22 protein-coding genes are annotated in these 25336 nt (G+C 52.0%); 8 read left to right on the forward strand and 14 right to left on the reverse strand.

Annotation, left to right across the window (positions count from 1 at the left end; genetic code table 11):
* Complete coding sequence (gene ydcS / locus AB182_RS12565; protein WP_047370399.1) at positions 1-1143, reverse strand: putative ABC transporter substrate-binding protein YdcS; 1143 nt, start codon at positions 1141-1143, stop codon at positions 1-3.
* Positions 1144-1490: 347 nt separating this feature from the next.
* On the reverse strand, positions 1491-2900 hold the full coding sequence (locus tag AB182_RS12570; RefSeq protein ID WP_047370400.1) for an aminotransferase-like domain-containing protein: 1410 nt from the start codon (positions 2898-2900) through the stop codon (positions 1491-1493).
* A gap of 152 nt (positions 2901-3052) precedes the next feature.
* On the opposite strand from AB182_RS12570, the gene AB182_RS12575 reads away from it, so the two are divergent.
* The 3 genes from AB182_RS12575 to AB182_RS30500 are packed head-to-tail and all read left to right on the forward strand — an operon-like array spanning position 3053 to position 5597.
* Positions 3053-4459, forward strand: coding sequence for a cytochrome ubiquinol oxidase subunit I (locus AB182_RS12575; RefSeq protein WP_047370401.1), 1407 nt, complete (start codon positions 3053-3055; stop codon positions 4457-4459).
* Positions 4459-5469, forward strand: a complete 1011-nt coding sequence (gene cydB / locus AB182_RS12580) for a cytochrome d ubiquinol oxidase subunit II (RefSeq protein WP_047370402.1) — start codon at positions 4459-4461, stop codon at positions 5467-5469. The genes AB182_RS12575 and cydB overlap by 1 nt, the downstream gene beginning before the upstream one ends.
* Entirely contained in the window at positions 5469-5597 is a 129-nt protein-coding gene (locus AB182_RS30500; protein ID WP_071845874.1) for a DUF2474 domain-containing protein, read from the forward strand. Before cydB ends, AB182_RS30500 begins: the two co-directional genes overlap by 1 nt.
* Before the next feature lie 78 nt (positions 5598-5675).
* Here the strand turns inward: AB182_RS30500 and AB182_RS12585 are convergent, their stop codons facing one another.
* Complete coding sequence (locus AB182_RS12585) at positions 5676-7634, reverse strand: methyl-accepting chemotaxis protein (RefSeq protein ID WP_223883594.1); 1959 nt, start codon at positions 7632-7634, stop codon at positions 5676-5678.
* 465 nt (positions 7635-8099) lie between these two features.
* Between AB182_RS12585 and AB182_RS12590 the strand changes: the two genes are divergently transcribed.
* Complete coding sequence (locus AB182_RS12590) at positions 8100-8414, forward strand: hypothetical protein (RefSeq protein ID WP_047370404.1); 315 nt, start codon at positions 8100-8102, stop codon at positions 8412-8414.
* Positions 8415-8469: 55 nt separating this feature from the next.
* Here AB182_RS12590 and AB182_RS12595 read toward each other — a convergent pair whose 3' ends face one another.
* Complete coding sequence (locus AB182_RS12595; protein WP_047370405.1) at positions 8470-10434, reverse strand: peptidase U32 family protein; 1965 nt, start codon at positions 10432-10434, stop codon at positions 8470-8472.
* 316 nt (positions 10435-10750) lie between these two features.
* Positions 10751-11323: a helix-turn-helix domain-containing protein gene (locus AB182_RS12600; RefSeq protein WP_047370406.1), complete on the reverse strand. Its 573-nt coding sequence runs from the start codon at positions 11321-11323 to the stop codon at positions 10751-10753.
* A gap of 91 nt (positions 11324-11414) precedes the next feature.
* Here AB182_RS12600 and AB182_RS12605 point away from each other — a divergent pair, with 91 nt between their 5' ends.
* On the forward strand, positions 11415-12581 hold the full coding sequence (locus tag AB182_RS12605; RefSeq protein WP_047370407.1) for a benzoate/H(+) symporter BenE family transporter: 1167 nt from the start codon (positions 11415-11417) through the stop codon (positions 12579-12581).
* Here AB182_RS12605 and AB182_RS12610 read toward each other — a convergent pair.
* Positions 12561-13430 (reverse strand): AraC family transcriptional regulator, encoded by an 870-nt coding sequence (locus tag AB182_RS12610; protein WP_047373277.1) that lies wholly within the window; start codon positions 13428-13430, stop codon positions 12561-12563. The genes AB182_RS12605 and AB182_RS12610 overlap by 21 nt on opposite strands.
* A gap of 171 nt (positions 13431-13601) precedes the next feature.
* On the opposite strand from AB182_RS12610, the gene AB182_RS12615 reads away from it, so the two are divergent.
* Positions 13602-14498 (forward strand): DMT family transporter, encoded by an 897-nt coding sequence (locus AB182_RS12615; RefSeq protein ID WP_047370408.1) that lies wholly within the window; start codon positions 13602-13604, stop codon positions 14496-14498.
* Between the two features lie 107 nt (positions 14499-14605).
* Here AB182_RS12615 and tnpA read toward each other — a convergent pair whose 3' ends face one another.
* From tnpA to AB182_RS12630, 3 genes are all read right to left on the reverse strand, one after another.
* Positions 14606-15064 (reverse strand): IS200/IS605 family transposase, encoded by a 459-nt coding sequence (tnpA, locus tag AB182_RS12620; protein ID WP_038918153.1) that lies wholly within the window; start codon positions 15062-15064, stop codon positions 14606-14608.
* A 178-nt stretch (positions 15065-15242) separates the two neighbouring features.
* On the reverse strand, positions 15243-15905 hold the full coding sequence (locus tag AB182_RS12625) for a DUF3313 domain-containing protein (protein ID WP_047370409.1): 663 nt from the start codon (positions 15903-15905) through the stop codon (positions 15243-15245).
* 157 nt (positions 15906-16062) lie between these two features.
* On the reverse strand, positions 16063-17658 hold the full coding sequence (locus AB182_RS12630; RefSeq protein ID WP_047370410.1) for an ABC transporter substrate-binding protein: 1596 nt from the start codon (positions 17656-17658) through the stop codon (positions 16063-16065).
* Positions 17659-17775: 117 nt separating this feature from the next.
* Between AB182_RS12630 and pepT the strand changes: the two genes are divergently transcribed.
* Positions 17776-19005, forward strand: a complete 1230-nt coding sequence (gene pepT / locus AB182_RS12635) for a peptidase T (RefSeq protein WP_047370411.1) — start codon at positions 17776-17778, stop codon at positions 19003-19005.
* Here pepT and tehB read toward each other — a convergent pair.
* Positions 19002-19595: a tellurite resistance methyltransferase TehB gene (tehB, locus tag AB182_RS12640; RefSeq protein ID WP_047370412.1), complete on the reverse strand. Its 594-nt coding sequence runs from the start codon at positions 19593-19595 to the stop codon at positions 19002-19004. The genes pepT and tehB overlap by 4 nt on opposite strands.
* A 137-nt stretch (positions 19596-19732) precedes the next feature.
* On the opposite strand from tehB, the gene ydcK reads away from it, so the two are divergent.
* On the forward strand, positions 19733-20713 hold the full coding sequence (ydcK, locus tag AB182_RS12645) for a YdcK family protein (protein WP_047370413.1): 981 nt from the start codon (positions 19733-19735) through the stop codon (positions 20711-20713).
* Here the strand turns inward: ydcK and rimL are convergent.
* The 4 genes from rimL to AB182_RS12665 form a co-directional block, all read right to left on the reverse strand.
* Complete coding sequence (rimL, locus tag AB182_RS12650) at positions 20708-21259, reverse strand: 50S ribosomal protein L7/L12-serine acetyltransferase (RefSeq protein ID WP_047370414.1); 552 nt, start codon at positions 21257-21259, stop codon at positions 20708-20710. The two genes, ydcK and rimL, sit on opposite strands and share 6 nt — an antisense overlap.
* Positions 21260-21306: 47 nt before the next feature.
* On the reverse strand, positions 21307-22962 hold the full coding sequence (locus tag AB182_RS12655; RefSeq protein WP_047370415.1) for a glucan biosynthesis protein D: 1656 nt from the start codon (positions 22960-22962) through the stop codon (positions 21307-21309).
* Positions 22963-23347: 385 nt separating this feature from the next.
* A complete protein-coding gene (locus AB182_RS12660) occupies positions 23348-24127 on the reverse strand; it encodes a transporter substrate-binding domain-containing protein (RefSeq protein ID WP_047370416.1) in 780 nt (259 codons plus the stop codon).
* Positions 24128-24139: 12 nt separating this feature from the next.
* A complete protein-coding gene (locus AB182_RS12665) occupies positions 24140-25309 on the reverse strand; it encodes a pyridoxal phosphate-dependent aminotransferase (RefSeq protein WP_047370417.1) in 1170 nt (389 codons plus the stop codon).
* Positions 25310-25336 lie beyond the last annotated feature (27 nt).

Consider the following 25336-nt stretch of genomic DNA (forward strand, 5'->3'; position numbering starts at 1 on the left):
TTAACGTCCACCCATAATGGCGATGTAATCCTGCGTCCAGCGGCTATAAGGGACATATTTTCCTCCCTCGGCAACGGGTGTTTTCCAGAACGCAATCTTGTCAAAGAAGCTGTAACCGTTCGTTTCGCAGCCTTTTTCACCGAGTAAATCACTGGCTTTGCAGCCTTGCGGCACCACCGGCAGTGAACCAAACCAGGCGGCGACATCCCCCTGTACTTTCGGCGTCAGCGACCAGTTCATCCATTTGTAGGCGCAATTGGGGTGTTTCGCCTGCGCGTGCAGCATGGTGGTATCCGCCCAGCCCGTTACCCCCTCTTTCGGGAAAACGGTGGCGATCGGCTGGTTTTCCCCTTTCAGGGCGTTTGCCTGATATGGCCAGGCACTGGACGCCACAACGCCTTCGTTTTTGAAGTCGCTCATCTGAACCGTGGTGTCATGCCAGTAACGGTGGATTAACTGATGCTGATCGCGCAGGACTTTTAGTACAGCCTGATACTGCGCTTCGGTTAACTGGTAGGGATCCTCAATGCCAAGCTGCGGCTGAGTGGCTTTGACAAACAGTGCGGCATCGGCGATATAAATCGGCCCGTCATAGGCCTGTACGCGACCTTTATTGGTTTTGCCATCCGGCAGATTTTGCTGCACAAAAACGACTGACCAGCTATCTGGCGGCGTCGGGAACGTTTTGGTGTTATACATCAGCAGGTTAGGTCCCCACTGATACGGTGTACCGTAAACGTTGCCGCCGACGTTAAACCATTCGCCTTTCTCTATACGTGGATCCAGGGTTTTCCAGTTCGGGATCAGCGCGGTATTAATAGGCTGCACGCGTTTGCCCATAATCAGGCGCAGCGAGGCATCGCCGGACGCGGTCACCAGGTCATAGCCCCCTTTGGCCATCAGGCTGACCATCTCATCGGACGTTGCTGCCGTTTTCACGTTTACCGCACAGCCCGTCTCTTTTTCAAACTGGCTAACCCAGTCATATTGCTTATCCGTCTGGCCATGTTCGATGTAACCCGGCCAGGCGATAATATCCAGGCGACCTTCTCCTTTCCCTACTTCCGTCGGCTCGGCGGCGTGTGCTGTCATGATGGTCATGCCCAGTGCGCACAGGCAGCTCGGGGCAAATTTCTTGCTCATATGTTTTACTCCTGTCGTAATGAAAATGAGCGGCCGCCTTGCCGTAAAAATATCTCCTGATTTAAAGGTAGACGGAGCGCCGTAAGGCTGAATCCCGCCAATAAGAAATTTCGCCAGGTTGTGACATACAGCGCATTACATTAATTGCAGAAATGCTCTCTGTGTATCTTCTGGAGTATAGACAAGGAGTTAGCAGATAAAGGTTAATTTATGTTCCCATTCGCATTTCGTATGAATGCCTGATGGGCAAGTACAGAAAATAATGACCTCTGCGGCTGAAATTTCCGCAGAGATATTTTTAAATTGAGAAAACTTTATTCAGAAAATAAGAACAACAGGGTCCTTTTTTATTTCATCATTTCGCGAATGATTTTGCCGAGCAGTATAACGCCGCGTTCTTCACGCTCGCCCCATTGCCAGGAGGCATTAAAGCGAAAGAACGGCGTAGGCTCTCTGGAGGTTGAGAACATTTTCCCCGGCGCAATGCTGACCTGATGAGCCAGTGCGCGCTGGCTTAACTCCCCGGCATCCAGTTCCGGCGGTAACTCCAGCCATAAAAAATAACCGCTGTCGCTGCGATGGATCTTCACCTCGCCGGGCAGATGGCGCACCAACGCCTGCCATGCCTGGTGCTTGCGTTCCGCCAGGGCGCGGCGCAGACGGCGCAGATGCGCATCATAACGTTGGGTGCCGAGGTAATCGACCAGCGCCATTTGCATCGGCGAACTGGTGGATAAGGTGCTCATTAGCTGTAACTGCTGGATCCGACGGGCATGTTTCCCGGCAGCGACCCAGCCGATACGAAACCCGGCGACCAGACATTTTGAAAAAGAGGAGCAATGCAGCGTCATGTCCTGAGTGTCCCAGGCTTTCGCGGGCAACGGTTTTTCCCGCCCGTAATAGAGCTCGCTGTAGACGTCGTCTTCAATTAAGGTCACGTTGTGCTGCATCAGCAACGCCACCAGTTGTGCTTTTTTTTCTGCGCTCAGGGTAAAGCCGAGCGGATTCTGGCTGTTGGGCATCAGCCAGCAGGCTTTTACCGGATAGCTCTTTAGCGCCTGTTCCAGCGCCTGGAGATCAATGCCATCATTTATATCTGTCGGCACCGACAGCGCTTTTAAACGCAGGCGCTCAAGTGCCTGTAGCGCGCCATAAAAGCAGGGATTTTCAACAATCACCCAGTCACCGGGCTCTGTTACAGCCTGCAAACTCAGATTTAACGCCTCCAGTGCGCCAGCGGTAATCACAATTTCATCCGGTGAAATGGTCATTCCCTGCTGGGCGTAACGACGGGCGATGGCATGACGCAGCCCGGAATTTCCCGGCGGCAGGTTTTCAATAATGCTGACGGCGGTCGCGCTTTTACTGACATTCGCTAATGAGCGATTCAGTTGTTGCAGCGGAAACAGGCGCGGATCCGGAAAGGCCGAACCAAATGGCAATATCGAAGCATCGCGGCTGGCCTGTAAAATATCAAAAATATAGGTATTGATATCCACCGCTTCATCTTGCTTTAACGTGGCAGGTGGTAATGTTTGCGGACGGTGAGAACGTGGCGCCACATAATAGCCTGACTGAGGCCGGGCGGTGATATAGCCCTGGTTTTCCAGCAGCTGATAAGCATGACCAACCGTCATAAAACTCAGACCACTGCTGGTTACCTGTTCGCGCAACGAAGGCAGCCTGTCGCCGGGTCGCCAGACGCCCAGCTCAATTTGCGAAATAATTTGCTGCGCCAGGCGCTGGTATTTTTTCATTGCTCTCTCCTTCCTTGCTTTTATTCTATATCAGCGCACCTAAAAAGCACATTTTTACCAACTGTTATAGATAAATTTGTCTCTTCTGTTTCTGATAATCATGCCCGCCGCTCTTTACCATTTCCCTGAGAGTCACTATTCAGAGGTTGTGTATGTTGGGTTTAGATGCGTTTCATCTGGCAAGGATCCAGTTTGCCTTTACGGTTTCCTTCCACATTATTTTCCCGGCCATCACCATCGGTCTTGCCAGCTACCTTGCGGTGCTGGAAGGTCTGTGGTTGAAAACCGGTAATCCGGTGTGGCGTTCGCTCTACCACTTCTGGTCAAAAATTTTCGCCGTCAATTTTGGCATGGGTGTGGTCTCCGGTCTGGTGATGGCCTATCAATTTGGCACCAACTGGAGCGGATTTTCCCAGTTTGCCGGTAGCATCACCGGCCCGTTACTGACCTATGAGGTGCTGACCGCATTTTTCCTCGAAGCCGGATTCTTAGGGGTGATGCTGTTTGGCTGGAACAAGGTTGGGCCGGGGCTGCATTTTTTTGCAACCTGCATGGTGGCGCTGGGGACGATTATTTCCACCTTCTGGATCCTCGCCTCCAACAGTTGGATGCAAACGCCGCAGGGCTATGAAATTGTTAATGGCCAGGTGGTGCCGGTCGACTGGTTTGCGGTGGTGTTTAACCCCTCATTCCCGTATCGCCTGTTGCATATGTCCGTTGCCGCCTTCCTGAGCAGCGCGCTGTTTGTTGGCGCGTCGGCCGCCTGGCATTTACTGAAAGGCAACCACTCCCCCGCCATTCGCACCATGTTTTCAATGGCGCTATGGATGACGCTCATTGTGGCTCCCATTCAGGCGCTGATCGGCGATATGCACGGGCTAAACACGCTTGAGCATCAACCTGCCAAAATTGCCGCGATAGAGGGCCACTGGGAAAATGTTCCCGGAGAGCCGACGCCATTGTTGTTATTTGGCTGGCCGGACATGGCGCAAGAACGCACCCGTTATGGGCTGGCGATCCCGGCATTGGGCAGCCTGATCCTGACCCATAGTCTGGACAAACAGGTCCCCGCACTGAAATCGTTCGCCAAAGAAGATCGTCCGAATACGACCGTGGTGTTCTGGTCGTTTCGCCTGATGGTAGGGCTTGGCGTGTTGATGATATTGCTCGGCGTTGTCGCATTGTGGCTGCGCCGCAAACAGCGCCTCTATCACTCGCGCCCGTTTCTGTGGTTCGCGTTATTAATGGGGCCATCGGGTTTGCTGGCTATTCTTGCCGGTTGGGTGACCACCGAAGTGGGTCGCCAGCCATGGGTGGTTTATGGCTTGCAGCGCACTGCCGATGCCGTTTCTGCTCATGGCACGCTGCACATGAGCATCAGCCTGCTGGGGTTTATCCTCGTCTACAGCTCCGTATTCGGCGTCGGATACAGCTACATGGTGCGGTTGATTAAAAAAGGACCCCAGGCGAATGAATCGTTTGCCACTGAACAGGATGGCCGCCCCGCCCGACCGCTTTCTGCGGTAAATACGCACGACAATCTGCAGGAGAAACCGTAATGGGTATCGATCTTTCGCTCATCTGGTTTGTAATCATCGTCTTTGCCACCCTGATGTATATCGTGATGGACGGTTTTGATCTGGGGATCGGCATTCTTTTTCCCGCCACGCCAAACGCTGATGACCGCGATGTGATGGTGAATAGTGTCGCCCCGGTGTGGGACGGCAACGAAACCTGGCTGGTGCTCGGCGGCGCGGCGCTTTTTGGCGCCTTCCCGCTGGCGTATGCGGTCATTATCGATGCGCTGACCATTCCGCTGACGCTGATGCTGGTGGGGTTAATTTTTCGTGGCGTAGCCTTTGAATTTCGCTTCAAGGCAACGCCTGCGCATCGTCCTTTCTGGGACAAGGCGTTCTCAGGCGGCTCTATTCTGGCGACCTTCACTCAAGGGGTTGTTGTCGGGGCGGTGATTAACGGTTTTCCGGTCAGCGGGCGCACTTTCGCCGGTGGACCCTTCGACTGGTTAACTCCCTTTACCCTGTTTTGTGGTCTTGGGCTTGTGATCGCCTATGCCTTGCTGGGGGCGACCTGGCTGGTGATGAAGAGCGAAAATGCGTTGCAGGTATGGATGCGCCAGGCGGCTAAAAGACTCTTACTGACGCTACTGCTGGTGATAGCGGCCATTAGCCTCTGGACGCCGCTTGCCCACCCGGTGATAGCAAGCCGCTGGTTTACGCTGCCGAATCTGTTCTTCCTGCTGCCCGTCCCGGTGCTGGTATTGCTGTTGAGCCTGTGGCAATGGCGCAGTCTGAATCACTCGCAAAGTGAAAAATTACCCTTTGTGCTGACGCTCGGGCTAATCTTCCTCGGTTTCAGCGGGCTTGGTATCAGTATCTGGCCGCATATTATTCCGCCCTCCATTACGCTGTGGCAGGCGGCTGCGCCCGCGCAAAGCCAGGGCTTTATGCTGGTTGGTGCGCTGCTGATTATCCCTGTTATTCTTGTCTATACCTTCTGGAGCTACTACGTGTTTCGCGGCAAGGTTCAGCATGGGGAGGGATATCACTGATGCAACAGCCATTATGGAAACGCCTGATGTGGCTGGTCATTCTGTGGGGCGGCAGCGTGCTGGCTCTCGCGCTGGTCGGCCTGTTTTTTCGCGTACTGATGACCGCTGCGGGGTTTAAATCGCACTAGCTTCATGGCAATAGAATGAAGCGAGTGCGCTAAGCCGGGAGTAAATATGCCCTGACGTCTGAACATCAGGGCATCTGTTTAGTGCTGGCCCTGGCGGGTGGACAGTTTTTGCAACACCGTCAGTTGCGCCACCGCTTCTTGCATAGCATCCATGCCGGAGGTCAGCGCGTGCAGGCTACTGAGATGCCTGACAATATTGTCCCGTTCGTTATTGGTTTTACTGCTCATCGCCGCAATGGTATCGGCCGCGGAAATGGAGTGCTGAGCCATATTGCTGGCAGTCTCCACGGTATTGTTAGCAACGGTACGAATGAGTGAAATCGTGTTTACCGCCTGGTTAATATTGGCTGCGGTAGCATCTGCCTGCTCTTTAGACGAGTGCGCCAGCCGCCGTACTTCACTTGCCACGACCGCAAAGCCACGCCCTGCTTCACCGGCTCGCGCAGCTTCCACCGCCGCATTCAGCGCCAGGATGTTCGTCTGAAATGCAATATTACTGATGCCACTGGTTATCTCATTAATACCCGCTGAGATTTTCTCCAGGTCATCCAGCCCTTCCACCAGCCGGTTTTGCGCCTGTTGACTCTGCAGGGCAATATCGCTGATAGAACGGATACTGTTTTCGGCCATACCCAGGGTGTCATTTTGTGTCTGCGTCGCGGCTTCCAGCATCGGTAAAGCCGTCATCAGCGGGCCTAATTTTTGTTGATATGCCACAACACGATTAATTACGCCACTTTGAAAATCATTCAGTGCCTCCCAACGACGCAGCGCTCGCTGGGCGTAATGCCCGGCATACCTTGCATATTCCACCGGGAAATGCGCCATTGCTTTGACGTCCTGATTGAAAAAGACCAGCGCGGAGAGCGTCTGATTAATAGGAACGCCAAGAATCTCCCCAAAGCTGGAAAAGCCGGCAGCGGGTAAGCCTTTAAAGAAATGCGCATTGTGTAAATGCGATTCACTCCCCAGGCGCCGCAAAATACAGTCATTCATCAGAATGGCCGCCGGTTTACCCCGCCCGGTAATAAAGTTTTTCCAGTCATGCAATGTCGCTTGCTTAAAGTCAGTCTCTTCCAGTAAATGCAAACGATCGCCAAATTCCAGATCACAGAAAAAATGAACACCGTCGGTATCAATTTTGGCGACAGAGCGAATAAAATATTCGTCGCCAACTTTCACGCCAAACGTTAGCCCTTTGAGTTTTTCTGCCACATGTTGCTCATCACATTTCAGGAGATCGGCCAGTACAGCGGTAAAAGGCTTCTGCTCCCCCTGCTCGTTAAACACTGAGGTCACCGTCCGGGCAACGGGATCCGCCTGCGCAATCAGCCAGCTTTTATTCCGTGGTTTAAAGTTTTGGCTTTTGAACGGCGCAAAGGATTTTCCCGGTGCCATTTTACAAAAGATAATCACCGCTTTGCCCTGCAGCACTTTGCCATTCACGCTTATCCAGGTGCCGTCAAAGGTGAGTTTGCCACCTGCCGAACCGCCGATCGCCAGGCACGGAAAACGCCCGCAATTATACCAGGCCTGCATCAGAAACCCTTCGGAAGCAGAAAGTCCATCACAGTACACCATGGCAAACGTGCGATCGGAGGAGAGCGGCATACGCACCTGTAACCGCTCCAGTTCGTTCTGAATGGCAATAATGCGATCTGTTGCTGTTCGGGTATCTTTTACATGTAAATCAATAACATGTGTTTCATGTTCGGCAATAAGAGTCCTGGGCAGCATTAACCAACTTCCTTGTTGCCCCGCCGCATCACAATAGGTCGTCTCGCGACAGCTGCTACTGAGCGCGCCACTGGAAGAAAGGGTAATAACCGTCAAGGCTGGAGAAGTAAAACGCTGCCACACCTGGCTCACGCTTGAATAGTCAGCGCCAGGGGGAACGAATGTCATGAGGATACCACTGGCTTTGTTGCTTAAACCCGCGGCCGTTAATGACTGAGGCATATTCTGGCAATCATAGGTACCATTCGCAGGTTGTGAACTGCTGCGACCAAACGGTGCGGTTAAAAACCTTTTCGCCATAGATAACATATTTCACCTTTTTGTATTATTAGAACATTTATAGGATGGAGCGCCTGGTGAATTTATGGAACTTAGCAGGCTATACATCAAGTCTATGCTTTTTACAGTGCCAGGAAATTCCACGAATATATTTTGACCACAGCGTAATTATCGTCAAATAAAATGAAATCTTTAGCGTATCCAGATACCCTGCCTGCGTTTGAATTTATAATTAAACTTTAAATATCAATGGGTAATAAAATGAGACAGCCGTATCATAATTATCCGGGTGGAAATAATGTTAATAATGTGATGCAACGCATAAATTGCGGCAAATAATAAAATTACTGTCTACCCGATAACAAATTCGTTTATTTTTTGCAGTTATTATGGAAGGAATAGTCTTAATTGAACCTGTCTTCATACTCTCTCCACGATTTGTTGTTGAAATTCGTGTGACTCAGATAAATGAGAAAAGGAGTAAGTATGAAAAAGGTAGTGACACTGTCTGCCATTCTGGCCATGAGTTTAACGTCTCTTGTGTATGCTGCCGACAACACGCCTGTCCCGCCACCAAAATACCCGGCAACGCAGGACGGTCAGCCGCCGCGTCATGACAATAAAAACCCGCAACACCTGCGGGAACGTACGAATAAAGACGGTAAGACGTGGAAACATGACGGAAAGTCATCAAACCACGACAACAAAGAGTGGAAACACGATGACAGCATGCGTAACCATGACGGCAAACGGCCGCCCAGAGACGGTAAAAAACCGCCGCTGCCAGAGGAGAAACGTTAAGTTTTAAATGCATTAGCGGCAGGGTATCTGCCGCTACTATGCGCGACCCGCTGCTTTACACGCCTTTGCGTTTAGGCAGCGTTTTCAACAGATCCTCAGGACTGACCGACGCCACAACGCTCCCTGCCAGCGGCATCTTCAGAATGTGATTTTTGATTTTCCCGACCACGTGCATTTCGCATGGACGGCAATCAAATTTCAGCGTCAGTACCTCGTCGCCATGTACCAGTTGCATTGGGGTTGCCTTCCAGCTTTTGATATTCCCTTTGGCCTGTTTCGGACACAGATTAAAGGCAAAGCGCAGACAGTGTTTGGTGATCATCACCGGCACATCGCCCTTCTCTTCATGCATTTCATATGCGCCATCAATTAGCTGTACGCCGAAACGCTGGTAGAACTCACGCGCTTTATGGTTATAAACGTTCGCCAGGAAGGTCAGATGGGTATCAGGATAGACCGGCGCCGGGTCAGAAACGGCTTTACGGCTACCGCGCTGGTAATTCGCCAGGCGCGCCTCATCAAGCATTTCGACAGTTTCACGACGAAACGAATTTAACACGCTGTTCGGTACAAACAACGCACCTGGCAAGTTGATATCGATATGACGGGCGTAATAGAGGGTTTGCCCCAGTTTTGCCACACCCTCTTTCAGGCTATTGATCGCTTTTTCCGCGTTATTCGCCTCATCAAATTGCCCGTCGAGAGTATGGGTCACGCTGACCCCGTCTTCACTGGTCAGGGTCAGCACCAGTTGTTCCTGCCAGCCGCCGATTTCAATATCCACGGCGATGCGACGTTCACTGGAGGTTTTGGTCAGTGCCTGTTGCCAGTTGTGGTCGAGGTTACGGTTCAGCGGATGGTGTGGACGCACTTTATACATTTCCGCTGGCATTTCATTCGGCCAGACGCGGTAACGGTTTTCTCCGGTCTTTTCTACTGTGTTGGCGCGAAAACCGACAACGTCACGCTTAATGAGCACGTTCAGACCATCGCCGTTTGCCAGCGGTTCGCTGGCGTCAACATCCAGATACTCTTTGGTCACTTTCAGCACTTCACCAACCGGCAGACCGATAAATTTCGGTGAATCAAACGCACCGATATCGCCTTTACGGGCATTCACAAAATAGTCGGTACTACCGCGATGGAAAGTTTTATCGGTGGACGGAATAAAGAAATGCTCCGTGCGCCCTGCTGATGCGCGCGCCAGGTCGCCGCGATCTTCAATAATCGCATCCAGCATCTGACGATAATGCGCGGTAATGTTTTTCACATAGCTCATGTCTTTGTAGCGCCCTTCAATCTTAAAGGAACGCACACCGGCATCAATTAACGCACCAAGATTGGCACTCTGGTCGTTATCTTTCATCGACAGCAGATGTTTTTCGTAGGCAACGACGCGCCCCTGATCGTCTTTCAGGGTATACGGCAGTCGGCAGGCTTGTGAACAGTCGCCACGGTTGGCGCTGCGCCCTGTCTGGGCGTGGGAAATATAGCACTGACCGGAATAGGCCACGCAGAGCGCGCCATGAATAAAAAATTCTATGGTGGCGTCAGTACAGGCGTGAATATCGCGGATCTGCTGCAAGTTCAGCTCGCGCGCCAACACAATCTGGCTAAAACCGACATCAGAGAGGAACTTCGCCTTTTCTACACTGCGGATATCACACTGCGTACTGGCATGCAGCTCAATCGGCGGGATATCGAGTTGCATGATGCCCATATCCTGCACAATCAGGGCGTCAACCCCGGTTTCGTACAGATCGGTAATCAGGCGCTGAGCAGGTTCCAGCTCATCATCATGCAGAATGGTATTGAGCGTGATAAATACTTTCGCGCCATAGCGATGAGCAAACGGAACGAGGCTGGCAATATCCTGCAGACTGTTGCTGGCGTTATGGCGGGCACCGAACCCCGGGCCGCCGATATAAACCGCGTCCGCACCGTGCAAAATGGCTTCGCGAGCGATCGCGGTGTCACGGGCAGGGCTTAAGAGTTCAAGATGATGGGGTTGCAGGCGCATACAATCGTCGTTATCCATTATGTGCAAAATGGCGGCTATTGTAGTCAGTTCGCGGGCGTTTCACCACCTGCGCCAGAGGGCATTTTCCATGTGGCGGCAAAGCATTGAAGAAATTGCTATTTTCCAGCCGCAACGCTGCAGGTTAAGTTAATCAACATTACGCGAAAGCTTTCAAATGGCGTCGCGGCGGCAACAAGGGGCACCCCCTGGCGCTTACTGCAGTAAGTGACGGAGGTGGCCAGAGGCAGCCAATCAAGAGGCCGTTTGAAAGATGAAGTGTAATCGGACATTTCCTCGTCACGTTGTACGTTGTTGTTTACTCGTCGTCGTTCTTTGCCGCAAGCTTGCTTGCGGTTTTTTCTTTTGGGTAGTGAATAAGCGAGTGGAAATGCGCGCTCTGTCCTGAGCTATTACGATAGGCGTGAGGGCGGTCGCCAGCGAAACGAATCCCGCTGCCTGCCGTCAGGGTTCGCCATTGCCCGTCAATACACATATCCAGCATCCCGCCAATCACCACGACGTGCTCAATGACCCCCTGCTCATGCGGCGTTGATTCGCTAAGAGCGCCTGGCGCCAGAATTATCGAGAAAAGATCAAAATGCAATGCTTCATCCCAGGGAAACAGCGGGGTAACCACCATCGCCTGCTGTTGTGGATCAAATGAAGGAGGCGTTTCGCTTTCCGGAGGCGCAATAAAGGATGAAAACGGGACATTGAGGCCCGTGGCGATTTTCCACAGTGTTGCCACCGTAGGGCTGGACTCATTGCGTTCAATTTGTCCGAGCATCGCTTTTGACACACCCGTTTCGTCAGCCAGCCGGGAGAGGCTCCAGCCACGCGCCTGGCGCAGATTTTTTAAGGTGCTCGCCAGATAATGAGTTAGATCCATATTCTCTCCTGTCAGTCTCGCTACGCATGCTTGTACGCTATAACGCACGATGATACATTGTCTGGACGTTATAACGCACAAAGGGTCGTTCATGCGCGCTCACGTGTTTCCTTTTACCACCCTTCTGGCGGGCTTTGTGGCCGTGCTGGTCGGCTATGCCAGTTCTGCGGCCATTATCTGGCAGGCCGCTGTCGCAGCGGGGGCCAGCGCCACACAAATTGCCGGCTGGATGACGGCGCTCGGTTTAGGCATGGGCGTCAGCACTATCGCCCTTTCGCTGTGGTACCGCATGCCGGTGCTGACCGCATGGTCTACGCCCGGAGCCGCATTGCTGGCGACCAGTTTACAAGGATTAACGCTCGCTGAGACCATAGGCGTGTTCATTTTTGCTAATGCGCTGATTGTGCTTTGCGGCGTCACCGGGCTGTTCGCCCGGCTGATGAAAATTATTCCGCATACTCTCGCGGCAGCCATGCTCGCCGGAATCCTGCTGCGTTTTGGGTTGCAGGCATTTCGCAACGTTGAGGGCCATTTTGTGCTGTGCGGCAGTATGCTACTGGCCTGGCTGGTCTGTAAAGCCCTCGCCCCACGCTATGCCATTGTCGTGACGCTGATAGCTGGTGCGCTGGTCGCCTGGCTTAGCGGCGACGTTGTCATGGCCAAAATGGACTTTGCTTTTGTGATGCCGGAATTTATCCCTCCGGTCTTCAACTGGAGATCGCTCATCAGTATCGGCATTCCCTTTTTTCTCGCGACGATGGCGTCACAAAATGCGCCGGGCTTCGCCACGATGCAGGCTGCGGGCTACCGGGCGGCCGTATCGCCGCTAATTATCGTTACCGGAGGACTGGCGCTGCTGCTCTCGCCGTTTGGGGTTTTCTCAATTTGCATCGCCGCCATTACAGCGGCAATTTGTCAAAGCCCGGACGCGCACCCCGACCCCGCACAACGCTGGAAGGCCGCGGTCGCTGCGGGTCTCTTTTATTTGTTAGCGGGCGTATTTGGCGGCTCCATCACCGCATTGCTGGCGACCTTACCGCTGAGCTGGATCCAGACGCTGGCAGGCCTTGCCTTACTCGGCACGATCGGCGGCAGTCTTTTCCAGGCTCTGTCACAAGAAAAAGAGCGTGACGCCGCAATCGTGACGTTCCTGGTCACCGCCAGCGGCGTAACGCTGCTTGGCGTGGGGTCAGCTTTCTGGGGGCTGGTTGCCGGTGGTGTCTGTTATGCTGCACTGTCATGGGTTCGCCGCGCGTAATTGCGACGGCGTCATGCCAAAAACAGCCCGGAAACGATTACTGAAATGGCTGGCAGAACTGAAACCGCAGGCCATAGCGATTGTCGTCAGCGGGAGTTCGGTGTTTAACAATTGCGCTTTCGCCTGCGCCATCCGGCGATGCATCACATACTGATGCGGCGCTACCCCCATCGACTGGCGGAACATACGCGCAAAATGGTACTCACTTAACGCCGCCTGCGCCGCCAGATCGCTCAGCAACAACGGTTGGGAAAGGTTCGCCTCTATCCAGTCCAGCACCTGGCGCAACACCACTGGCGCAAGCCCGCCTTTAACCGTGGGCAAGCGCCACTGCACATTACTGTAATGCTGAATAAGATGGGTGAGGAGCAGCGTTGACGCGGTGCTTAGCGTGAGCTGATTCGCCTGCTGGTGCCAGTCGCTGCTAAGAAGGAACTGGCGATAGAGAGTCGTAATACGCTCATCCTGGGCGAAGGTTTTCTCATCAAGGGTAAACGACGCCGGGCTGCGATCCCAAATTTTCTCCCCAATATCCCGCAGGTGTTCGTCAGTGCAATAAAGGTGCACAAACGACAAATCATCACGGATATCCCAACTGGACTCGCTCTCTTTCGGCATCAGGCAAAACCGGTCCGGTCCACCGCCATTTTTCCAGCCCTGTGAGGTCTTATGGTAGCTCTCGTAGCCATCGGCAATGTACAGACTCAGGGTGTGATGATCGCAATACTGGGTGATGTTATCGCGCTTGTTAGACCATGCCGCCAGTTGAATACCAGAATGCAGCGCAACCGAGTCATGCAAAACAGCATTGTGATGTTGAAGATTTTCGAAGGCTTTATAAACAGTCATGGACGCAATTAACAAAAATTTCACCAGAATCTCAGTCTATGAATTGCGTCTGCCCGATACCAGTGTTTCGCTAAAAAAACGCAAGAATTTGCAAGTGGCCCGTAAATTTATGCAAGCCGGAGAGAGATTTTTTGGCAAGACTGGAAACCTGTTGGCATAACGGGGATTGTGATGAACATTTTTTTATATTGTCTGGTAGTGGTGATATGGGGCACGACATGGATTGCTATTTTTCTGCAACAGGGTCCGGTCGCTGCACCGGTGTCCATATTCTGGCGCTTTGCGATTGCCTCACTCACCATGATGGTGGTGTTAATTGCCCTGCGGCGACTGCGTAAACTTGTCCTGCGGGATCATCTTTTTTGCATCCTGCAAGGATGCTGTGTTTTTGGCTTTAACTTTCTCTGTTTTTATACCGCCGCCGCGTGGATTAATACCGGGCTGGAGTCGGTCATTTTCTCAATGGCCGTATTGTTTAACGCAGTTAATAGTTTTTTGTTCTTCGGTCAAAAACCCCCTTCACGCTTCTATCCTGCGGCGATTCTGGGGTTGACGGGAATTGTGACGCTATTCTGGGATGATTTGCTGGCCAGCGGTCTGAACAGCACCCTGTTATTGGGCGTTTGTCTTTCGATGCTGGGCACATTTGGTTTTTCCCTTGGCAATATGATCAGCATGCGCCATCAGCGCAACGGTCTGGAAACCATGACCACCAATGCCTGGGCGATGCTGTACGGAACGATAATCATGGGCGCAATTGCGTTGTTCCGTGGTGATGATTTCACTCCAGAATGGACTTTCAGCTATCTGGGCGCACTGGTTTATCTCGCCCTCTTTGGCTCGGTCATTGCCTTTGGTGCCTATTTCACCCTGATTGGCCGTATCGGCGCCAGTAATGCTGCCTATAGCACCCTGCTGTTTCCCCTTGTGGCGCTAAGTATTTCAACGGTCTATGAAGGCTATGTCTGGCATATGAATGGAATTGCAGGTCTGCTGCTGATTTTGACGGGAAATTTAGTGATGTTTTCACGACCAGGAACATTATCGTTTAAGCGGAAGTTAGCCTGAGAAATATCCTCCGGCATAGCCGGAGGTTTTTCGGATGCGCCTATAAGGCTCTGTTACCAGCCGCGCCCTAACAGGCGCATACGATCTGACATTTGCATCAAACTTCGTTACTTACGGCCCGTAAACGGGCTACCCGGATAAGGGATCGACAACTGCTCGCCCATTTTATCCTCTTCAAGCTGGTGCTTTATGTATTCTTGTATCTTCGCCGTGTTCTTCCCTACCGTGTCTACGTAGTATCCCCGGCACCAGAACTCCCTGTTCCTGTATTTGAATTTCAGATCGCCAAACTGCTCATAAAGCATCAGACTGCTTTTCCCTTTCAGATATCCCATAAAGCCGGATACGCTCATTTTGGGCGGGATTTCCACAAGCATATGGATATGATCTGCGCAGCATTCAGCTTCCAGGATCCGTACATTTTTCCACTCACACAGCTTTCTTAAAATGCTCCCTATCGCAAGACGTTTCTCTCCATAGAACGCTTGTCTTCGGTATTTTGGCGCAAAAACTATGTGATATTTACAGTTCCATCGGGTGTGCGCTAAGCTCTTTTCGTCCCCCATTGGGACCCCCTTTTGATTTCTTGTTGAACTTTTGCAGTTGCCAGACCGCAAGGTGTTTTAACAAATCAAAAGGGGTTTTAATAACTGGCTTAAAGCTGAAAGCTTTCCGGAACCCCCAGCCTAGCTGGGGGTTTTCTATAGACAAGAAGCGCCATCCTTTAGGATGGCGCTGGCGTCTTTACTTGTGGGAAACATCAAACATGGTGGCATCTGTCGCCATGTTATCAATAACCTGTTTCAGGGTATCCACCGTCATCGGCGCGTTGGCATTGCTCAGGCTTTTACCCTCGCCCTGACGCACCACTTTAATAACCGGTTTATTGGTCTGTGCGTCAATCAGCTCGCCTTCGAAATAAAGATGCGTATCCATGGTTCGGTGCCCTGTGGCCGCTTGCGTACCGGCAATCACCATCGCAACCGGGATCACTTCATAGAACTGCAGACCTTGCTTGCTGCTATCCACACCGGTAATGGCGCCACGGAAAATCAGGCTATGCGCGCCTGGAGAGGTCACCAGCGGTTTACGCTGCGCGGCTGCGGCTTTGAGTTTGGTGTTCGTATACGCCAGCAGCCCATCCAGCGTTTGTTGGCTGACCTGGCTGGTTGGTTTTGCTACCGGATAATAGGTCACCGGATGGTAAACAATACTGTCGTATTTGTTCAGGTCGAATGACGGATCCACCCAGCGCAATACGGGTTTACCGCTTGCTGAGGTGGTTTGTTGTAAGTTGGAATAATCTTTTAAGAAGCCAGAGTATTGTTCAGGTTGAGTCACTTTGGAAGCGCAGCCCGCTAACGCAAGCAGGCCTGCCATCACTGCAACTTTTAATACAGTACGCATGGAAGATCCCTTTAAGTGTATAGATACCTTAAAAGGTATAGCAAACAACCGACTACGGTGATGGCATAAAAAAGCTTACTGGCGCAAATTCTGTAAAAAAATATGCTTCCACCGCACCAGAAAAATTTGCGCCAGTGCAGGACACTGGCGCGGCGTTTTATTGCTGAATATCGACCTGGTAAAATATATGTTTGCCAAACGGGTCGACTTCATAGCCTTTTACGTCATTACGTACAGGTTCGAAAATCGTTGAGTGCGCAATCATTACCGCAGGCATTTGATCGTGCATCATCTGCTGGGCCTCTTTATATAGCGCCACGCGTTTGTCGTGATCGGTAATGGTTTTCGCTTCGGCGATAATTTTGTCAAACGGCTGATAACACCATTTTGACGAGTTTGAACCGCCATTCGCAGACTGACAGGTAAACAGCGGGCCAAAGAAGTTATCCGGATCGCCGGTGGCCGTTGTCCACCCCATTAATGCCGCCTGATGCTCGCCACCTTTAACCCGTTTTAAATATTCACCCCATTCATACGTAACAATTTTCGCATTGACTCCGACTTTCGCCCAGTCGGCCTGAATCATCTCGGCCATGCGTTTTGCATTCGGATTATAGGGTCGCTGAACCGGCATTGCCCACAAATCAATCGTGGTGCCCTCTGGCAGCCCCGCTTCTTTCAATAACGCTTTGGCTTTTTGCGGATCGTAAGCGTAATCCTGCAATTCACTGTCCGCGCTCCAGACGCCTGGCGGCAGGAGATTTTTCGCAGCAGTTCCGGTGCCCTGGAATACCGCATTAATAATGGCCGGTTTATTGATGGCCATCGCCAGCGCCTGGCGCACTTTGACATTATCAAGCGGCGCTTTTTGCGTGTTAAAGGCAAGGAAACCGGTATTCAACCCCGATTTGCTCATGAGCGTAATGTCTTTGTTTTCTTTCAGACGTGGCAAATCCGCCGGGTTCGGGAATGGCATCACCTGACATTCATTTTTTTCAAGCTTGGCCAGGCGCACTGAGGCATCCGGCGTAATGGTGAATATCAGACGGTCGATTTTCGCTTTGCCCTGCCAGTATTCCGGGAAGGCGGTAAACAGAATGCGCGAATCTTTCTGGTACTGGGCAAGTTTGAACGGACCGGTGCCAATCGGTTCCATGTCCACTCGCTCCGGCGTCCCGGCTTTTAACATCGCATCGGCGTATTCGGCAGATAAGATAGAGGCGAAATACCAGGCCAGATCCGGGACGAAAGGCGCTTCCGGATGTGTCAACGTAAAGCGCACGGTATTGTCGTCCACTTTATCGATTGCGGTGATCAGCTTGCCAAACTCCAGGCTCTCGAAATTGGAATAGTTGCCGTTAGAGACGTTATGGTAAGGATGCTGAGGATCTTTTTGCCGCATAAACGAGAAAATAACGTCATCAGCATTAAAATCACGCGTGGGGGTAAAATATTTATTGCTCTGAAACTTCACCCCTTTGCGCAGGTGGAAGGTATACACCTTGCCGTCGTCGCTGACCTCCCAACGCTCTGCAAGACTCGGCTGGAGTTCGGTCGTCCCGGCTTTAAAATCGACAAGTCGGTTATAAACCGGCACCGCGCTGGCGTCGACGCTGGTGCCCGAGGTATAAAGTTGCGGGTTGAAATTCTCAGGGCTTCCTTCTGAACAGTAGACCAGGGTTTTTGCTGCCACAGAGGAACTCACTGCCAGAGCCAGCAAGGCCAGTGCAACTGTTGTCTGTTTTCTAGTCATAGATTTTCCTGTTGTTTTCTTTCCATGAGTCAAATAGTGCTTGTTGTTTGCGCTTTCATAAATAACATTAAAGTCATATTGCAAGCACCTGATAAGTCAAATAAAGAAGGAATCACTATGCCATCGCCCCTCGCCAGTCAATTAACGCAACGCTTCTTTCGCTATCTTGCCATCACCAGTCAAAGCGATGCGGCCGCCACGACATTACCGACCACACCCGGACAATTCGACATGGCGCGTGCCCTGGCGCAAGAGCTGCAAACGCTGGGTCTGGATGAGATTGTGCTCGATGAACACGCCACGGTAACGGCGGTGAAAAAAGGGACTGTGCCGGGCGCGCCGCGTATTGGTTTTATCACTCATATCGACACCGTAGACGTGGGGCTATCACCGGATATTCATCCGCAAATTCTGCGTTTTCAGGGGGAAGATCTCTGTCTGAATGCTGAAAAAGAGATCTGGCTGCGGGTAGCCGAGCACCCGGAAATCAACGCGTATCGCGATGAAGAGATCATCTTTAGCGATGGCACCAGCGTACTGGGCGCAGATAACAAAGCCGCAGTCACGGTGGTGATGACTTTGCTGGAAAACCTGACGTCAGCACAGCAACATGGCGATATCGTCGTGGCCTTTGTTCCGGATGAAGAAGTGGGGTTGCGTGGAGCGAAGGCGCTGGATTTAACACGTTTTGATGTTGATTTTGCCTGGACTATCGACTGCTGCGAAAAAGGTGAAATTGTTTTTGAAAACTTCAATGCCGCCTCGGCGTCTATCGATTTTACTGGCGTTACCGCGCATCCGATGTCGGCAAAAGGCGTGCTGGTTAACCCCCTGCTGATGGCCATGGATTACATCAGCCACTTTGATCGTCTGCAAACGCCGGAACACACCGAAGGTCGTGAGGGCTATGTCTGGTTTAACGGAATGGAAGCCGTTCAGGGGCACGCGCATCTTAGCGCCAGCATCCGTGACTTTGATAAGGAGAGCTTCGAACGCAGAAAACAGCAGATTGCCGATGTTGCAAACATAATCGCCGCGCAGTACCCCACGGCGAAAGTGGAGTACAGCATCAGCGATATTTACAGCAATATCAGTAACGCCATCGGCGAAGACAAGCGCGCAATCGATTTACTGTTTGAGGCCATGAATATACTTGGGATTACGCCGAAACCCACCCCCATGCGCGGCGGCACAGATGGCGCAGCGCTGTCCGCGAAAGGGTTATTGACGCCGAACTTCTTTACCGGCGCGCACAATTTCCATTCACAATTTGAGTTTCTGCCGCTGAAGTCGTTCGAGGCCTCTTACCAGGTTGCATTACAGTTGTGCCTGCTGGCGGCGCGTTAAGCTTTTCGCGCCAGTAAAGTCGCAAAACGCAACTTAATGCGATTGCCATTGGCGTCGGTGCGGTGCAACTCACCGACGTCTTCATTGTATTTTTCCAGTTCCCAGCCTGCGTAGTAGTTACGCAATTCATTCTCTTTAAAAGCAAACGGGAAACCGACGGTGCACGGGAAATCAGCGGTATCCATTGCCGCCACGATCAGGTTATAACCGCCCGATTTCGTGCAGCGCTGCATATTGGCGATCAGACCCGGAATGGTTTGCGGTTCAAGAAACATCAGCACCACGGTTGAGAGAATAAAATCGTATTCGCCCTCAAAGCTGAGTGCATTCAAATCAACAACGGCAGTTTGCAGGTTGGTAAGCCCCTCAGCCTGACAGATGGTCTTAATATTATTGATGCCAGACGCATTTTTATCCCATGCTGTCACATCAAAACCGTTGGCCGCCAGATAGAGGCTGTTACGTCCGTTACCGCAGCCCAGATCCAGGGTTTTACCCGGTTTAACAAACTGCATTGCATGCAGGACATCGGAATGGGTGCGAGTCAGTCCATATTTCTCAGTAAAATACGAATCGTCAAATGTGGTCATTACCGTTCCTTAATTTTTCATGTATAAGTGCAAAACTTATAAGTTGCATTTAAAATGCATTTTATGTTTTTTCATTCTGAATAGCCAGTATCGCAAAGTTTGCTACGTTTATCGTGGGGAAATAACGGAAGCAAACAATGAAAAAATACCGACTCAGTGATGAGCGCCGTGCGTTCAGTTACCAAATCAACGGCGAAAAACAGAAGGTCTCGTTGCGCCAGATTATTGCGTTACGCGACTTTGGCGACGTGACCGCAGGGACTGTCGGGGGCTGGGTGGATGAAGATACCGCCTTGTCGCAGGAAGGCAACTGCTGGATTTACGATGTAAACAGCATGGTATTTGCCAACAGTCATGTGCGCGATGACGCGCGTCTGACGCAACCCTGTCTTGTCTGTCATGATGTTGAAATTAGCGGCAACAGCTGGGTTGATGCTGCTGAGATAAGCCATGGTGCCGTCTTACGTGACAACGTCACCGTGCAAACATCTACCGTTCGCGGCGCCTGCCATCTGTTCGGCCATGCGCGTATTTTACACGGCTGCGAAATCATCGCCGCACAGGGTCTAACCCCGGATAATCAACAGATACTGCAAATTTATGACCGCGCCACGGTCACCCATTCGCGCGTGGTCCACCAGGCGCAAATTTATGGCGATGCCATCGTTAAGTTTGCGTTTATCGAACATCGGGCTGAGGTCTTTGATTTCGCTTTGTTGGAAGGCAATGAGCAAAATGATGTCTGGGTGTGCGACTGTGCCAAAGTTTACGGTAAAGCGCGTATTGTGGCCGGACATGAAGAGGATGCCATCCCTACTCTGCGCTATAGCGCTCAGGTTGCGGAAAATGCGACGATCGAAGGCAATTGCGTACTCAAACATCACGTCCTTGTCGGTGGCAATGCGCACTTACTCGGCGGGCCGATTCTGCTTGATGAAAAAGTCGTTATTCAGGGAAATGCACGTATCAGGGGCAATGTATTGATCGAGCATCATATTGAAATCACCGATGACGCGGTGGTGGAAGCGCCAGAAGGCGACAGTATTTTGCTGCGTGGTCAGAAGGTCATTAATGGCACACAGTATATAACCCGTACGCCATTAGCCGGGCTGCTATGATGAGCGATCGATAATCTGACCGTAAATATTTTGATCATAAAAACTGCCGTTCAGGAACTCCGCCTGGCGCAGACAGCCTTCGAGGATAAAACCGTTACGCAGTGCGACACGGTTACTGGCTTCGTTCGCCACGCGGCATTTAATGACAAACCGACGAACATCGCCGCGACGCGCGTAAAAAGCCATAAACGCCTGCAGGCAGGTGGATATAATCCCCTTGCCCTCTTTGTCTTTATCGAGCCAGTAACCGATATAGCCGGTTTTATTCGTCGGTTCGATGGAGTTGAAAGAGAGGACACCCACCAGCACGTTATCTTCGAGGATCAAGAACATTTTGGCGTAGCCGCGCTGATGCAGGACAATATTGCTTTGCGCGGTTTGCCGGGTCTGGTCAACCGAGCGGACATACTGCGGCCAGTCCAGAAAGTGCTGTAGCCATTCGCGATTTTTAACGATCAGTTGGTGTAGATCGTGAACAAAACGCTCATCAATGGCATGCAGCGCCAGATGGTCGTTGACGACGATCAGGCTGTCGGTGGATTCCATAACATCTCCTCATATCAGAACCTCCCTCCCCGAGGGAGGTTACCGATTTAGCGCATGATGCGATCATCCACGTAGTTGCGCTTATCCGGCGCAGGCGGAAAATACTGATACAACCAGGTCTCGCTGATCGCATCGCCCTGACAGCGCAGGAAGAGGCGCATTTCAACCGGGTCGGTGGAATTGGACGTTGGATACCAGTCGAACAGAATACGGTAGCCGTCGAAGGGCTCAACGTACAGGATTTCAACCTGCTTAGCTTCCCCATTCGACAAGGTGATAACGGGTTCAATCCCCTTCGGCGCAGCGGCTTTCAGATCGCCGCCGACAAAATCAATGGCGAAACGACGAGCCCATTTTTCCGGGTAATGTTCGCCCGGTGCCCACCCTTCCGGGAAGCCCCCCATACCGGTGCGAGTGGCATAGACACGCGCCAGCGGCGAACGTACTGGCGGCATGGCGCTCCAGTAAAGACGATACTGAAAAGCCAGTTCGTCACCTGCACGAACCGGTTTCTCCGGCTGCCAGAAACAGACCACGTTATCCAGGGTTTCACCCGTCGTCGGGATCTCCATTAATCCGACGCTGCCTTTACCCCATTGGTTACGCGGCTCGACCCACAGGCTTGGGCGTTTGTTATACCAGCCCATTACGTCCTGATAATGAGAGAAGTCGCGGTCCAGTTGCAGTAAGCCAAAACCTTTCGGATTGTCGTCCAAAAAGGCGTTGAATTGCAGTTTCTGCGGGTTATTCAGGGGACGACAAAGCCACTCCCCGTTGCCGCGCCACATGGCCAGCCGATCGGAGTCATGGATCTGCGGATGAATGGTATCGCATACGCGACGTTCATTGTTACCACAGCTAAACATACTGGTCATCGGCGCAATACCCAGCTGTTTGATATCTTTACGCGCATACAGGTGGTTATCCACCTCCATGATCACCTGGCTCTGCTCACAGTGGATCACAAATTTGTATGCCCCGGTCAGACTCGGGCTGTCGAGCAAGGTATAGACCGTAAATGAGGTATCAGAGGCTTTCGCGGTTTCAAACCAGAATGCGGTGAAGTCCGGAAACTCTTCCGGCGTGTCCGTAAAGGTGTCGATTGCCGCGCCACGTGCAGAAAGCCCGTACTGGTAAGTACTGTCTACCGCGCGGAAATAGCTGGCTCCCAGGAAAGAGACGATATCGCGACGTGCCAGTTCAGGCGCTTTAAAGGCGCGGAAACCGGCAAACCCCAGATCGCTTTGCCCTTCGAGCTGCTTTGTGTCAACGCCCGCGTCATGGTAGTTAAATAATTCAGGACGGAAATGAATTTCGCGCGCCTGTTGGGTGGCGGGATCGAGCGAGAACATGCGCACCCGGCGACGGAAACCCATCCCCATATGGAAAAACTGCACGTCCAGCTGACGACCTTCAACATTGTTCCACAGGGAATGCTGCGCATCGTACTGAATGGCGTTGTAGGCCTGTGGCGTCATGTTGGCGAGCGTATCCGGCAAAGGACGCGGCGCGCCGCCCCACGGCTGCTGCGCCAGGTCATGCGCCATGGACTGCAAGACGGAAAAATCGAAACGACGACTCTGACCATCGGCGATATCGGAATCTGCAGCAAATGCCGCACGGGAGAACAGAGAAGCAAAGCCGGAAGTCCCGCACGCTGCGGCCAGCGCCATTGATGCCTTAATGAAACGTCTGCGGTTCATGCCTGATAATACGTCCTTATGGTCGTGAGAAGCGGTATTGTACAAAACAAAACCACGGCAAAAGCTAACAGTTATGACCGCACACTCTAGACAAAATTGATTGAGAATCCAATTGTTGGCGGGTGATATTCTGCGCAAAGCTGGAAATATTTTTGTCGATGGGATCGGCCTGAAAACTGTGTAAAGAAAGGTATGATTTTTACTGCGCGGAAAATATCCCGTTACGTTGCTCACTGCATCGCTGCCCTTTTCGCACCTGGGGCATAAAGCACGATGACGGTACGAAAGCAGTGAAGAGCGTAGAAAGCCAGGGATGCGCAGGGATTGCTGATATAAAAAGACCCCATCCGGACATCAACGGTTGGGGTCAGAAAAGGTCGGCTTGTTATTTAGCGCTGACGCTCACATCAATACCGGGGAAGTATTTCTCCGCCAGCGTTTTGATGGTGCCATCGGCGCGTACTTTATCAATTGCGGCGTCGAGTTGCTTTTTGGTGGCCTCATCACCTTTGCGCAACCCAAAACCGATGCCACTGCCGAGGATCGTATCGTCAGATACCGGTTTGCCAATAAAGCCAAAGCCTTTACCCTGCGGTTTGCTCAGGAAACCTGCCTGCCCGGCCGCTGACATGACCAGCGAGGCGTCAATGCGGCCATTCAGCAAATCACCCCAGGCCATATTCTGATCTTTATAAGACACCACGGTGACACCGTGCTTTTCCCAGTGCTCTTTTGCATAAGTTTCCTGAATGGAACCCTGCAATACACCGATAGTTTTACCCTTCAGACCTTCGGCCGTCGCTTCCATACCATCACCCGACTTGCCCACCAGTTGAGAGGGAATGCGGTAGATAGGTTGGGTAAAATCGATGCTCTGACGACGCTGCTCGGTGATATTCATCGCTGAATTGATCGCGTCAAATTTTTTCGCCACAAGACCAGGGATCAGCGCATCAAACGAAGTTTCGACCCAGGTACATTTCAGTTCTGCGGCTTTACAGATGGCATTGCCCAGCTCGATATCAAAACCTTCCAGTTGGCCAGAAGCATTGCGGCTTTCAAACGGTGGATATTCCGCTTCCAGGCCATAGCGTAACTGGGTTGCTGCGAAAGAAGATAATGAGCAAAGCATGCCCATACCCAGAAAGAGTGCTTTCAATTTCACGGTTAACGCTCCTTAGCGTGGCTTAACACGACACAGGGCCTGCGCGCCTGCTCTGAGTGTGGCCTCGTCTTTGGCAAAAGAGAGGCGAATCAATTTGTTATCAGTACCATCAGTGTAAAACGCCGATAACGGAATGGTGGCAACGCCGTAATCGGTAATTAACCTTTTCACCATCTCGCTGTCGCTCTCGTCGCTGAAATGGCTGTAATCCGCCAACAGGAAGAACGAGCCCGCGCTCGGCAATAAGCGAAATGGCGATGCTGCCAGCAGGCTTTGCAACAAGTCGCGTTTGCGCTGGTAGAAGGCCGACAGCGACAGCCAGGTCTGGGGATCCGTCATATGCTCGGCAAAAGCGTACTGCATTGGCGTATCGGCGGAAAACATTAAAAACTGATGGACTTTCACAATCTCATCCATCAACTCTGATGGCGCAACGCAGTAACCCACGCGCCAGCCCGTGACATGATAAGTCTTACCGAAGGACGAGATAATCACACTGCGCTGCGCAAGTTGCGGATGTGTCGCCATACCATGGTGCGGCTGCTCGTCAAAGACGACATGTTCATATACTTCGTCAGAAAGAATCACGATATCGGTGTTGCGCGTCAACGCCGCCAGTTGTTGCAGATCGTCAGCAGAGAAAACCTGACCGCTCGGATTATGTGGCGTGTTAATAATGATCATGCGCGTGCGGGGAGTGATGGCCGCGCGAACTTCGTCCCAGTTCACCGCAAAATCGGGGACCGTGAGTTTAATGGCGATGGGCGTCGCCCCCTGCAGGCGAACAATGGGCGCATAGCTGTCAAACGACGGTTCGAAATAGATAACTTCATCGCCCGGATGAACCAGGCCACTGATGGCCGAATAGAGACCTTCACTGGCGCTGGCGGTAATCAGTATTTCGCTGTCCACGTCATACTGCGTGCCGTACAGATCACTGATCTTCTCAGCAATGCGTGTTTTCAGCGGACGTAACCCCGTCATCGGGGCGTACTGGTTATGATCGGCCTGCATCGCCCTGGTCACGCCGGAGATCAACTGCGGATCGCAGGAAAAATTGGGCGCGCCCTGAGAAAGGTTAATCGCATTATGCTGTGCGGAAAGCTGACCAATAACGGTAAAAATGGTCGTACCCACGTCGGGCAATTTTGAACGGGTTTTCACCGGTGTACGCAGAGTCATTCTTAATCCTTTCTCATTAAAAGTGCA

This window comes from Phytobacter ursingii (genome assembly GCF_001022135.1).
GTDB lineage: Bacteria > Pseudomonadota > Gammaproteobacteria > Enterobacterales > Enterobacteriaceae > Phytobacter > Phytobacter ursingii.

What these genes read in the sequence shown, in the direction of transcription:
- ydcS (WP_047370399.1), bottom strand. Translation starts at nt 1,143, where the DNA reads ATGAGCAAGAAATTTGCCCCGAGCTGCCTGTGCGCACTGGGCATGACC.
- AB182_RS12570 (WP_047370400.1), bottom strand. Translation starts at nt 2,900, where the DNA reads ATGAAAAAATACCAGCGCCTGGCGCAGCAAATTATTTCGCAAATTGAG.
- AB182_RS12575 (WP_047370401.1), top strand. Translation starts at nt 3,053, where the DNA reads ATGTTGGGTTTAGATGCGTTTCATCTGGCAAGGATCCAGTTTGCCTTT.
- cydB (WP_047370402.1), top strand. Translation starts at nt 4,459, where the DNA reads ATGGGTATCGATCTTTCGCTCATCTGGTTTGTAATCATCGTCTTTGCC.
- AB182_RS30500 (WP_071845874.1), top strand. Translation starts at nt 5,469, where the DNA reads ATGCAACAGCCATTATGGAAACGCCTGATGTGGCTGGTCATTCTGTGG.
- AB182_RS12585 (WP_223883594.1), bottom strand. Translation starts at nt 7,634, where the DNA reads ATGGCGAAAAGGTTTTTAACCGCACCGTTTGGTCGCAGCAGTTCACAA.
- AB182_RS12590 (WP_047370404.1), top strand. Translation starts at nt 8,100, where the DNA reads ATGAAAAAGGTAGTGACACTGTCTGCCATTCTGGCCATGAGTTTAACG.
- AB182_RS12595 (WP_047370405.1), bottom strand. Translation starts at nt 10,434, where the DNA reads ATGCGCCTGCAACCCCATCATCTTGAACTCTTAAGCCCTGCCCGTGAC.
- AB182_RS12600 (WP_047370406.1), bottom strand. Translation starts at nt 11,323, where the DNA reads ATGGATCTAACTCATTATCTGGCGAGCACCTTAAAAAATCTGCGCCAG.
- AB182_RS12605 (WP_047370407.1), top strand. Translation starts at nt 11,415, where the DNA reads ATGCGCGCTCACGTGTTTCCTTTTACCACCCTTCTGGCGGGCTTTGTG.
- AB182_RS12610 (WP_047373277.1), bottom strand. Translation starts at nt 13,430, where the DNA reads ATGACTGTTTATAAAGCCTTCGAAAATCTTCAACATCACAATGCTGTT.
- AB182_RS12615 (WP_047370408.1), top strand. Translation starts at nt 13,602, where the DNA reads ATGAACATTTTTTTATATTGTCTGGTAGTGGTGATATGGGGCACGACA.
- tnpA (WP_038918153.1), bottom strand. Translation starts at nt 15,064, where the DNA reads ATGGGGGACGAAAAGAGCTTAGCGCACACCCGATGGAACTGTAAATAT.
- AB182_RS12625 (WP_047370409.1), bottom strand. Translation starts at nt 15,905, where the DNA reads ATGCGTACTGTATTAAAAGTTGCAGTGATGGCAGGCCTGCTTGCGTTA.
- AB182_RS12630 (WP_047370410.1), bottom strand. Translation starts at nt 17,658, where the DNA reads ATGACTAGAAAACAGACAACAGTTGCACTGGCCTTGCTGGCTCTGGCA.
- pepT (WP_047370411.1), top strand. Translation starts at nt 17,776, where the DNA reads ATGCCATCGCCCCTCGCCAGTCAATTAACGCAACGCTTCTTTCGCTAT.
- tehB (WP_047370412.1), bottom strand. Translation starts at nt 19,595, where the DNA reads ATGACCACATTTGACGATTCGTATTTTACTGAGAAATATGGACTGACT.
- ydcK (WP_047370413.1), top strand. Translation starts at nt 19,733, where the DNA reads ATGAAAAAATACCGACTCAGTGATGAGCGCCGTGCGTTCAGTTACCAA.
- rimL (WP_047370414.1), bottom strand. Translation starts at nt 21,259, where the DNA reads ATGGAATCCACCGACAGCCTGATCGTCGTCAACGACCATCTGGCGCTG.
- AB182_RS12655 (WP_047370415.1), bottom strand. Translation starts at nt 22,962, where the DNA reads ATGAACCGCAGACGTTTCATTAAGGCATCAATGGCGCTGGCCGCAGCG.
- AB182_RS12665 (WP_047370417.1), bottom strand. Translation starts at nt 25,309, where the DNA reads ATGACTCTGCGTACACCGGTGAAAACCCGTTCAAAATTGCCCGACGTG.